This window comes from Mycoplasma sp. CSL7475-4 (assembly GCF_024834065.1).
Lineage (GTDB): Bacteria > Bacillota_I > Bacilli_A > Mycoplasmatales > Metamycoplasmataceae > Mycoplasmopsis.
This window is the reverse complement of record NZ_JANUYA010000008.1, coordinates 1-12,059: the sequence shown is the minus strand read 5'-3', so window position 1 is coordinate 12,059 and position 12,059 is coordinate 1. Positions and strand designations below refer to the sequence as shown.

The 12,059-nt window shown below is 31.0% G+C and carries 9 protein-coding genes; 6 read left to right on the top strand and 3 right to left on the bottom strand.

The features are described from left to right. Positions 1-72: 72 nt before the first annotated feature. The 3 genes from NXS15_RS03190 to NXS15_RS03180 form a co-directional block, all read right to left on the bottom strand. Positions 73-732, bottom strand: a complete 660-nt coding sequence (locus NXS15_RS03190) for a nucleoside monophosphate kinase (protein WP_259290420.1) — start codon at positions 730-732, stop codon at positions 73-75. Beyond that, positions 726-2,210 carry a preprotein translocase subunit SecY gene (gene secY, locus NXS15_RS03185; protein ID WP_259290419.1) on the bottom strand — a complete coding sequence of 495 codons (1,485 nt, stop codon included), beginning with the start codon at positions 2,208-2,210 and terminating at the stop codon, positions 726-728. Before secY ends, NXS15_RS03190 begins: the two co-directional genes overlap by 7 nt. Before the next feature lie 135 nt (positions 2,211-2,345). Further along, entirely contained in the window at positions 2,346-4,298 is a 1,953-nt protein-coding gene (locus tag NXS15_RS03180) for a transketolase-like TK C-terminal-containing protein (RefSeq protein WP_259290418.1), read from the bottom strand. A gap of 114 nt (positions 4,299-4,412) precedes the next feature. On the opposite strand from NXS15_RS03180, the gene NXS15_RS03175 reads away from it, so the two are divergent. The 6 genes from NXS15_RS03175 to NXS15_RS03150 form a co-directional block, all read left to right on the top strand. Further along, the gene (locus NXS15_RS03175; RefSeq protein ID WP_259290417.1) at positions 4,413-5,210 is read left to right on the top strand and encodes an energy-coupling factor transporter ATPase; all 798 of its coding nucleotides are present in this window, start codon (positions 4,413-4,415) and stop codon (positions 5,208-5,210) included. Then, positions 5,201-6,181, top strand: a complete 981-nt coding sequence (locus NXS15_RS03170) for an energy-coupling factor transporter ATPase (RefSeq protein WP_259290416.1) — start codon at positions 5,201-5,203, stop codon at positions 6,179-6,181. Before NXS15_RS03175 ends, NXS15_RS03170 begins: the two co-directional genes overlap by 10 nt. Then, complete coding sequence (locus NXS15_RS03165; RefSeq protein WP_259290415.1) at positions 6,181-7,071, top strand: energy-coupling factor transporter transmembrane protein EcfT; 891 nt, start codon at positions 6,181-6,183, stop codon at positions 7,069-7,071. Before NXS15_RS03170 ends, NXS15_RS03165 begins: the two co-directional genes overlap by 1 nt. 68 nt (positions 7,072-7,139) lie before the next feature. After that, entirely contained in the window at positions 7,140-9,113 is a 1,974-nt protein-coding gene (ligA, locus tag NXS15_RS03160) for an NAD-dependent DNA ligase LigA (protein ID WP_259290414.1), read from the top strand. A 26-nt stretch (positions 9,114-9,139) separates the two neighbouring features. Then, complete coding sequence (gene tpiA / locus NXS15_RS03155) at positions 9,140-9,889, top strand: triose-phosphate isomerase (protein WP_259290413.1); 750 nt, start codon at positions 9,140-9,142, stop codon at positions 9,887-9,889. Positions 9,890-10,027: 138 nt separating this feature from the next. Next, the coding region (locus NXS15_RS03150; protein WP_259290412.1) for a type I restriction-modification system subunit M at positions 10,028-12,059 on the top strand (2,032 nt) is incomplete at its 3' end.

Below are 12,059 nucleotides of genomic sequence, written 5' to 3'. Positions count from 1 at the left end.
GGAATTGGGCTCAATCGATGAAATAATAAAAATAGCATTTTCGCAATGCTATTTTTAACATGAATTTGAAATCTAATTGTTTTTTACTTTAGCTAAGACATCTTTTGCTATATCATCGGCATTGCCGTTTGCATCAACTGAAATAACTCTGTTATTTTGTTCGTAAAAGTCAAGTAATGGTTTGGTTTCATCGTGGTATATTTTTTGACGTACTTTAATTGCTTCGATTGTGTCGTCTGGTCTAGTTGCTAATTCAACACCATCTTTTTCACATTTATCACCTAATTTTGATGGCATGTATAGAACATGGTAGCTACTTTTACATTGTGGACAAAATCTTCTGCCTGATAATCTTTTTAAAATTAAATCATCTTGGGCGAAAAGTGAAACAACAACGTATTCGAAACCTTCGATGTTATCAAGAAACTGTGCTTGGTTAATTGTACGAGGATAGCCGTCTAAAATAACTTTTTTATTTTGCGACATTAATTCAGTTAATTTATTTTTAACTATTTCGTTAGTGATATCGTCAGTAACGTATTTACCTGATTTCACGATTTCAGAAACTTTAAGACCTAAAGGAGTAGCTTTAGCAATTTCTTCTCTAAAAATACTTCCGGTTGATAAATGAACAAATTCATTAGTGCTCGAAATAACAGATGCAACAGTACCTTTTCCAACCCCTGGAGGCCCCATAAACACCATATTTAGTTTTGCATTTTTCTCTATCATAGTAATCCTTCTCCATTTGTTTTTTTATTGTTTTTATCTTTTTGTTTAGTGTCTGGACCATGTTCAGTGTACACATTTTCGTATGTGATCCGATCGCTAACTTGACGAGATAATTGTTTTTGTTTAGCAAAGTGAGTTGTTTTTAATCTCGCTTTAAATTGGCCTATTGTTTCGATTGCCACCGAAACTAAAATCATAACACTGGTTCCACCGAAAGCTATGGCTGCAGGTCATTTTAAAACAATAATTTGTAAGTATTGGAATGAAGCTAGAATAATTAAGTAAAAAGCACTGAATGTTGAAAGTCTTAAAACAATGCCGAATAAATAATCTTCTGTTTGCTCTCCGGGTTGAATACCGGGGATGAAAGTTGAATTTTTAGCAAAATCTTCACTAATTTTATCGATTTTTGATTGTTGAATACCCATTAAATAACTGAAGAAAAACGTAATTACAACTAACAATGATAATCCTAGTGGTGATGTAAATTGCATATATTCGTTAATTCACGCTTTTGCTGCGTTACCCGAAGGTAAAATTCTTGCAATCATTAACGGGAATGAAATAACCATTGTTGAGAAAATAATTGGCATTATTCCACCTGGGTTTAGTTTAATTGGTAATTTACCCATCTCTTTGACGTTTCTAGATCTTCCTGCCCCTGTTTGTTGAATTGGTATGTGACGTTCAGAATTGTAAATAAGACCAACAACAAAAATAGTGATAGCAAAAACAAAAATGTAACCGACAAATTTTAATGATCCGATAAATAGAGATGATGATGAAGAATTACCGACAAAAAATGCAGTAGCTTGTCTAAATTGATTTGGTAAAGCAAACGCCATACCTGTAAAAATAATCAATGATGTCCCGTTACCAATTCCTTTGTCTGTAATTTGTTCGGCAATAAATAGTGAGAATAACGATCCTCCTATTAGAATCATAGGAACAATAAAGTAAGTTGTGGCAGTCAATGATGCTGGACCAAAGACTGGTAAAATTTCTATAAATGGATTCTCGCCTCTACCTAATGATTGAGAGAGTAATATTGCTTGTGGAAACGCAATAAAGAGAGTCAAAATTCTAGTTATAACATTTAATTTTCGTCTCCCTTGTGGTCCGCTTTGTCCTAACTTATGAATCGCCGGGAATAACCGAGTTTGTAAAAGCGACATAATCAACGAAGCGTTAATAAAAGGACTAATTCCTAAGGCGACTAACGAGAAGTTACGTAATCCACCTCCACCGATAAGATTTAATGTGTTGAAAAAAGTATCTTGATTAATTAAGTCAGATTTATTGATGCGAACAAAAGGGGCACCAATTGTGGTCATTATGACATAGATTGCTAAGAAAGAGAGTGTAAATAGTATTTTTTTTGTTACTGATCTATGTTCTCAAAAATCTTTTCATCAGTGCGTAATTTTGTATCACATTTTAGACATGTTATAGCCTAGATTGTTGAAAAACTGCTTCATATAGTCCTTTCTAAGGTTTTATTTTATTGAACGATCAATAAATATTTTTAATTATACACCAATTTTTATTGAGCTTACTCGGAAGTATAAATAAATGTGTTATAGATTTCATATTATAATTTAGAATCTAATTAATTATTTAACTAATTCACGGCTTTTTTCAATTATGTTTTCAATGTTAAAACCATTTTTAGCATAAACTATTTCGCCTTTTGCTGATTCGCCAAAGTTTGTTGCCAAAATGGCATCAAATTTATTGTATTTACCTAATCGATACCACATAGAATCACTGCTAGCTTCGATTGCTAGAATTGGGTATTTATCAATTAAAAAGTTTTTTATTGTCTTTTCATCGTTTACTAACCATTGCAAAACAGGAACTGAGTACAAATTAACATTTATTGTGTAATCATTTACGAGTTTTTGTGCTGCCTTTTCAGCTAACATTACTTCTGACCCACTAGCGAGAATATTAATTCACTTTTTATTGTTTTCTTTAACGAATGTTTTTACCATTCTTATTGATTTTAAGTTATGGTTGAAAAATGAAATATCATAACTTTTAATGTTTTGTCTAGTGGTTATTATTGAAATTTGTTGCTGCTTTTGGTTCAACGCATACTCAAATGCTGATAGTAATTCAAATTGATCACATGGTCTAATAACTAGCATATTTTGCATTGCTCTTAGCATTGCTAATTGTTCAAACGGCTGGTGTGTAGGGCCATCGGTACCTATTAAATACGAGTCATGTGAGTAAATGTTTATGGCAGGTATTTTTGAATATGCACCCAGTCTTAAAGCACCTTTTGCATAGTCGCTAAATGCTAAAAATGTTGAAGACAAAGTCTTTAAATTTGTAGATAAATTAATACCATTATTGATTGCCGTCATCGCATGTTCTCTGACACCATAAAGTATATTTTGACCGTTTTGGTCAATGTTTTTACTGAATTTAACCTTTGTTGAAGACGAAACATCAGCCGAACCACCAATCACACTTCAGTATTTATTTTCTATATGATTCAATATTTGTAGCGTGTAATCTCTAGTTGAAAGATTGTTGCTAGTGAAAGTGATATCTTTTAAATCATATTTAAAATCATTTTTTATTAATTTTTTCAATTCATTTGCTTCGTTTGGATAATATTGCTCGTATTTTTTAAACAACTCGTTTCAGTGATTATATTTTTGATTTTTTTGATCTCAGAAACTTTGTGCATAGTTATATGAATCATTCTCATAGACAAATTTATCGGTTTTTGTTAGGTTCATTTTCAATTTTATTTCTTTGTTTTGTTCATCAGTGAAAATTGAGGCGTGTCCTTTAACATTGTTTTGGGCTGGTGTAAATTTGGCTATTTCAGTATTAATTTTTATGTATGTTGGACCCGAAATGTTTTTAACCTTTTCGAAAACATTTTCAATATTTTCCACTGAGGAATCAATAGAAAAAACATTGAAATTCATTGATTTAAAGTACATTTCAAAATCAATGTTATTAACCATTTTTGTGTGTGTATCTAATTGAACATTGTTTGCATCGTGTAGTAAGATAAAATTATCTAATTGCATTGTACCCGCAAGCTGTAAAGCTTCTAATGCGACCCCTTCTTGCAAACAACCATCGCCAGTCAATACATAAACCTTATGATCAATCATTTTAAACTCATTTTTATTGAATTTATTCGCTAAATATTTTTGTGCTATTGCCATCCCCACACCCATGGCAACACCTTGTCCTAATGGACCGGTAGAAGCATCTAGATATTGTAATTTTTCGTGTTCTGGATGACCTGGTGTAATTGAAGCTTCTGTGCGAAATTTCTTAATATCTTCTAAGTCAATAACACCCATAAAATGCAATATTGAATAGATTGATAAAACCGAATGTCCGGCCGATAAAACAAAGCGGTCACGGTTAAATCACTTAGGTTCTAAATTAGTGAAATTTAAATATTTGCTAAATAAAGTTTGAATTATTTCTGCTGAACCAATTGCCATACCGCTATGTCCACTCTTAGCATTTGTCACGGCATCTAAAATCAATCCACGCATATTAGCTATTAATTTATTGTCTTGTTGCATATAATCCTCTTTTATAAAACACAATAATATTATATTTTAGTTTTTGAACAACATAAAATTGCGTATTGATTAATCTTATATGGAAAATTCCGATTATGTGTATAATTTTAAATTATGATTAAAGTAAAAGATTTAGTATTTAGATATCCTGATGCAGATAGAAATGCTATTGATGGAATTAGTTTTGAAATACCAGACGGTAAATATGTTGCAATCTTAGGTCACAACGGGTCTGGAAAATCAACTTTTTCTAAATTATTGGTCGCATTGTACAAACCAAAAAGTGGTTCAATCGAGATTAACGGAACCGTAATTTCAGCTGATACTTTGCGCAAAATCAGAAAGCAAATTGGAATAATTTTCCAAAACCCTGATAATCAATTTGTCGGAGCCTCTGTTGAAGATGATATTGCTTTTGGTTTAGAAAATAAAAGATTGTCTCGAGAAGAAATGAAACCAATTATCAATGAATTAGCTCAAAAAGTTGGCATGCAAGATTTTTTAACTAGAGAACCACACTTACTTTCTGGTGGTCAAAAACAAAGAGTTGCTATTGCCTCTGTTTTAGCATTAGATCCGGAGGTTATTATTTTTGATGAGGTAACATCAATGTTGGACCCATTAGGTAAAAGTCAAGTGCTTAATTTGATTCGTGAAATTCAATCAAAACGCCAAAAAACATTGATTTCAATCACCCACGATATGGATGAAGCGATTTTAGCTGATTATTGCATTGTTTTTGCTGGCGGCAAAATCATTGCACAAGGGTCGCCGAAAGATATATTAAAAAATAAAGAAATCATTGAAATAGCTAAAATTGATTCACCTTTTATATACAAATTAAGTCAAAAACTTAAAGGCATTGAAGAAACTTATGATGAAAATGATTTGTTGGAGCAAATATGGAAATAAAAATTAATAGATTATCTCATACATATAGCCGTGGTACCAGAATGGAGTTTACTTCTCTGAAAGATGTAAGTTTGAATATTAAGCAAGGTGAATTTATTGGGGTGATTGGTCAAACTGGTTCAGGTAAAAGTACATTGGTAGAACATTTAAATGCTTTGTTACTGCCAACAAAAGGAAGTATTCGTTGAAATTTTAAAAACACTAGAAAAAGCAAAAGTACTAATGCTGTGGAAAAATTTAACGATGAAATTGAACTAAAAGCATCTTGAGTAGAAAATTTATCATTCAAAAAAGGTATAAAAACTCAAATTTTTAAACAAAAAAGACTGAAAAAAGTTAAAAGAGCGAAGGAAATTAGAAAAAAAGTTGCGATTGCTTTTCAATTTGCCGAATATCAATTATTTGAAGAAACAATCGAAAAAGATATTATGTTTGGTCCACTTTCGTTTGGCGTTGACAAACAAGAAGCAAAAATACGAGCTCGCAAATATTTAAATCTTTGTGGCCTTGACGATAGCTTCTTATCTAAATCACCATTCAGTTTATCTGGTGGTCAAAAACGTCGTGTAGCTTTAGCGGGAATTTTAGCAATTGAACCTGACATTATTGTTGCTGATGAACCTACAGCAGGTTTAGATCCTGTTGGTGTGCAAGAAATTTTAGAAATTTTTACCAAATTAAACGCATTAGGCAAAACTATTGTTATTGTAACCCACGATCTGGACAATGTTTTACAGGTTACAAATCGCGTTTTATTGATGAAAGCGGGAAGAGTTATCAAAGATGGTCCGACTTGTGATGTTCTAAGAGATACTGATTTTCTAAACAAAAATTTCATGCAGCCACCTAAGATTTTGGAATTTATTACTAAATTGCAAAAAAGAGGTTTGAAAGTTCCAAATGATATAAAAAATATTGATGAATTGGCAAACATTTTGAACAAAAAATTAGAACAGAAGAGAGGTAAATAATGAATTCTGTTATTGGTACTTATGTTTATGACAATACATTCGTGCATCGTCTAGACCCCAGAGTTAAATTAATTATCAATATTGTTTATATTGTTCTAACTTTTGTCGCATCACATTTTTTAACATTAGGTTTTCTATTCTTACCTTTATTAATTGCCTTTTTATTAGGTACTAAAAGTTTTAAAAGTGTGTTTTCGTTACTGAAAATGCCTATAATTGTTGGGATTATTGTTTTCTTTATTAACATTTACACTTTAAAAGTGCCAAATGGTAACACAGAGGCAGAAATTGCTCAACGCAATGCAATGCATGTATTTTTCTACATTACTAAATCAAAATCATATGCACTAAGTTATGCTGTGATTGCTCAAACTTTATCGTTAGTATTTAGAATTTACATCATGATAATGGTGACAACTTTGTTCGTGTCAACAACTAAACCTATTTTATTAACCAAAGCCCTTGAAGACTTATTATTACCACTAAAATTATTGTTTATTCCAACGCATATAATAGCAATGATGATTTCGGTTGCACTACGTTTTATACCAACTTTATTAATTGAAGCTAAAAGAATAATGAAAGCACAGGCTAGTCGTGGAGTAGACTTTGTTAATGGCAAAATCAAAGATAAAGCAAAGGCTTTTACCACTTTAATAATTCCGCTATTCTCGACATCTTTCACAAAAGCGGAAGATTTATCAAACGCTATGGAAACTAGAGGCTATGACCCATACGCCAAAAGAACTCGTTATCGTTTATTAATCCCAACCTGAAGAGATCTTATTGTTTTCAGTATTGTTGTAGGATTGATAGTTTTAAGTGCTCTAATTAAACATAATGTTTTTACCCTACCGCACTGATACGCAATAACTAATTTCCATATTTAATTTATTAAAACTCATTAGAGTTTTTTTATTTATTATAATGTATGTATTAATTGAAAAACGGAGAAGATATGAAGCAAAAAATAAAGCAATTAACTGAGTTGATAAATAAGTGAAATTTTGAGTATTTTATTGAAAATAACCCAAGTGTTTCTGATTTAGAATATGACAAAAAACTTAAAGAGCTTGAAGACTTAGAGAATCAATATCCTGAATTTATTCACCCGCACTCACCAACGAATAAAGTGGGTCAAGGCGACAATATTTTTAATTCAAAATTCAATAAAGTTACCCACCAAAAACCAATGCTTTCACTTTCGAAGGCTTACAATTTCGATGAAATAATCAAACATATCGACAACTTGAAAAAAATGGTACCTGATGAAGAAATTAATTTTAGTGTTGAACCTAAAATTGATGGTTTATCAATAGCGCTTCATTATAAAAATGGTTATTTAATTCAGGCACTGACTCGTGGTAATGGTATTGAAGGCGAAGAAGTCACAGAAAATATAATGCAAATTGACTCAATACCTAAAATTATTGATTATACAGACAATCTTGAAGTTCGGGGCGAAGTGTTCATGACCAAGTCAAGTTTTGCTGACTTGAACAATAAAATGCTTGCAAGCGGCGAAAAAACATTTGCTAACCCGCGTAATGCTGCCAGCGGTACTCTGCGTCAACTAAATGCCGAAATCGTTAAACAAAGAGGTTTAGAGTGCTATATATATGAGTTAGTAGAACCCCAAAAACACAATATTTTTAGCCAACAACAAGCTTTAAAATTTTTCGCTTCTTTAAATATTCCGGTAAATCCTAAATCAAAATTAGTTGATGTTGAGGAGTTAGAAGATGAAATTGAATCTTTTGCTGAGATAAAAAACAAATTGGATTATGATGCTGACGGGTTAGTAATTAAATTAAATAATTTAACCTTTTGGGATAAATTGGGTGCGACTGCTAAATTTCCTAAACATTCAATCGCCTTCAAATACGAAGTTGAAAGTGTAAGTAGCAAAATATTGAATATCTCAACAACTGTTGGCCGTACTGGAAAAATAACTTATGTTGCTCATATTGAACCTGTTAATTTAAACCAAACAACTGTAAAAAAAGCCACGATGCATAACTATAATTTTATTAAAGAAATGAATGTTAATATTGGCGATGAAGTAACCATTATCAAAGCCGGAGAAATTATTCCTAAAGTAATAGCTTTATTCAAGAAAAATGTTCAAGGTGTGTTTGCTAAGGCCAATTTTTGTCCTTCATGTAAACAAGCTTTAGTTGAAATTGAAGGCAATGTTGACCAGTTTTGTATCAATGAAAAATGCGAAGAAAAAGTAGTTAACAGTATTTATCATTTTGCATCACGTCAATCATTGAACATAGTTGGGCTTGGTTTAACGACTGTTAAAGATTTATACAAAAACGGTTTTTTACAAAATATACAAGACATTTACTCATTGCAAAAACACCAAGAGGCAATGCAAAAATTACCCCGTTATGGTGAGTTAAAAATACAAAATTTACTGAATAATATTGAAAAAAGTAAATTCAGCGATTTCAGTAAAGTTATTTTTGCTTTAGGAATCAAACATATTGGAATCAGAGCTGCTAAGTTAATTTCGCAAAAATATGGAAATTTTACACAAATTATTAATGACACAAATTTAGCAAATATTCAATTTATTGAAAATATAGGACCTAAAATATCTGAATCATTATTGGAATATGTCTATGAAGAAAGAAATAAAGAATTAATGTTATTTTTAGACTCTATATTCACTTACAGTAATAAAAATATTGAAAAAGGCTCAAAATTGATTGATAAAACCTTTGTCATTACTGGAAAATTGACAAATAATAGAGATTACTATGTTGATTTAATTGAAAAAAATGGTGGTCATGTGGCTTCGTCAGTGTCTTCTAAAACATCATATTTACTATGTGGAGAGGATGCCGGAAGCAAAAAAGATAAAGCAATTAAGCTTAATATAGAAATTTTAAGTGAAGAAATGTTCAATAATTTAATAAAATAATTAGATGTACTAATAAAAGGGGAAAAATGAATAAAATTATTATTGCAAATTGAAAAATGAATAAAACATTCGATGAAAGTGCTCAATGATTGATTGAATTTAATAAAAAGTTTAAGAAGCGAACAAGATTAGATAAACAATATCGTGACGCAGTTGCGTCAAATGAATTTGGTATCGCTATGCCGCCAATTAATCTTGCTTCACATGTTGCTTTCAATAAAGAAAAACAATTATTGTTAGTTGGGCAGGATGTTTCAGCGTTTTATGCAGGAGCTTACACCGGTGATGTTTCGGCAGAAATGCTTAGCGAGTTTAACATTAAATACGTTATTGTTGGACACTCAGAAAGAAGAAAATACCACTACGAAACTTCAAGTGATGTTAACTTAAAGGCTAAAGCTGCTCTAGAATACGGAATTACGCCTCTAATTTGTTTTGGTGAATCATTAGAAGAATATCAACAAGGAAAATCTAAAGAAGTTGTTAAACAAAAAATAATGGAATCATCTAGAGATTTAGATTTTAGTAAAGTTATTATTTCTTACGAGCCAATTTGAGCAATGGGTACAGGACATAGTGCCACTCCTGAATTTTTACACGAAATGGCTGACTATATCCGTTCTATTACATCTCCACAAGCACGCATAATTTATGGTGGTTCGGTTAACGCAAAAAACATTAAACAACTTGCTAAAATTAAAGAAATCAATGGGTTCTTAATAGGGAAAGCAACTCTTGATATTGACACATTTTTAGAAGTTATAGCTGTTGAATAAATTAATGCTCCGGCATTATTTTATTTTGCACTTAATTAAGTTTATTACACGTTTGTATTTTTAATATAAATGTTGTCAAATAATAGTAAATTAATTTGTCTTTGATAGAATTAAGTTACATACATTTAAGGAGTTAAAATGAACAATAAAATAAACAAGGAAGAATTAGCCAGAATCATTTGAGCATCGGCAAATACAGCGAGGGGAAAAATCACTCAAGAGCAGCACAAAAACTTTCTCCTAAGCTTAATTTTTTATAAGTTTTTATCACAAAAACAATATATTTTTCTATCAAACCAATTGAAAGAATATGTTGAAGATAGACAAGTTAATTTAGACGATATCAATGCCTTAGATGAATCTAATTTTGACGAAGATGGTAAAAATAAAACCTTTGATTTATACCAAGAAGGTTACGAAGACATTATTGAAGCTTCAAAAATTGAATTAGGTTATTTTATTAAACCTAAATTCTTATTTGAAAACTGAGCCAACAATAACATTAAATTTAATACTGAAGCAATTACCGAAGCAATTCACTCTTTTAACGAAAATTTATCAGAAAAAGGGGAAATCAGATCGCTTTTTGAAGGTGTGTTTAACGCCTATTCTAAAGATTTATATAAGCTAGGAGACTCACCTCGTGAAGCCACTAATTATTTAGTTTTAATTTTGGATTTAATTAAGCAAATTCCTGTTGATAGACAAGATTTTGACGTTTTAGGCTTTATTTATCAGTATATGATTGAACAATTTGCTGGTGAAGCTGGTAAAAAAGGTGGGGAATTTTTCACCCCTTCTGAAGTATCACAATTAATGTCTGAAATTGTAGCTCGTCATTTAAAACATCGTCAAAATATTTCGATTTATGACCCAACATCAGGGTCGGGTTCATTGTTGATTAGACTGGGCGATATGTTTGCTAAATACTCAAAAACTCAACATAAAGTAACATATTATGCACAAGAGTTAAACCCAGAAACCTACACAATGTCAAGAATGAATTTAATTATGCACGGAATCAACCCTGTTGATATACACGTACGAAATGCTAATACATTAAAAAAAGACTGACCGTTCTTTATTAAAAACAATGACGAATCTTCTTACAAATTGAAAATAGTTGATGCTGTTGTTGCCAATCCTCCTTACTCAATATCTTGAGAACCTGAAGAAGCTGAAGGTGACCCAAGATTTATTGAATATGGTTTAGCACCTAAGTCAAAAGCCGATTATGCTTTTGTGCTACACAGCTTACATCACCTAGAACGTGAAGGAATAATGACAGTTGTTTTACCACACGGAGTTTTATTTAGGGGTGGTAACGAAGGTAAAATTCGTAGAAAACTAATCGAAAACGGCTATATCGATACCATTATTGGTTTACCAGCTGGAATCTTTTTTAGAACTGGTATTGCAACAATAATTATGGTATTGCGTAAAAACCGTAAAAACCGTGATATTCAATTTATTGACGGTTCTAAATTATTTACCAAATATTCTTCGACTAACAGAATGGAAGTATCACATATACGTAAAATCGTAGATGCTTACATTGACAAAAAAGATATTGCAAAATTCTCAAAAATAGCAAGTTTTGAAGAGATCAAAGAGAACGATTTCAACTTGAATATTTCACGTTATATTGACTCATTTGAAAAAGACGATTTTCACGATTTATATGCTTCTTTACACGGTGGAATTCCTAATACTGAATTAGATAATTTTAGTGATTTTTGAGCTTCAATGCCAAATATCAAAGAAATATTATTAAAACCGCTTGATGCTAAATACTCAGAGTTTAAAGACAAGGAAAATATTTACCAAACAATATTAGACCATCCTGATACACAAGCCTATTTAGAAAAATACAGCAATGTTGTTAAAAAACTAAAAGAATTTTTAAGACAAAAATTAGGCAATTTTAACGATATAAAAAATATTAGAATTGAAAATCTAGCAGACGAATTTGATAATTTCTTTTTTGATAACATTTCACAAATCAAAATGTTAGATAAATATGAACTTTACCAAGAAGCAATAACTACTTTCAAAGATATTAAAACCGATTTATATAACATTTTGGCGAACATCGATAACCAAGATAATCACCTATATTTCGATGTTTTTGCCAATAATTTAACAATCGAAAAAGTTTATTTTGCCAATG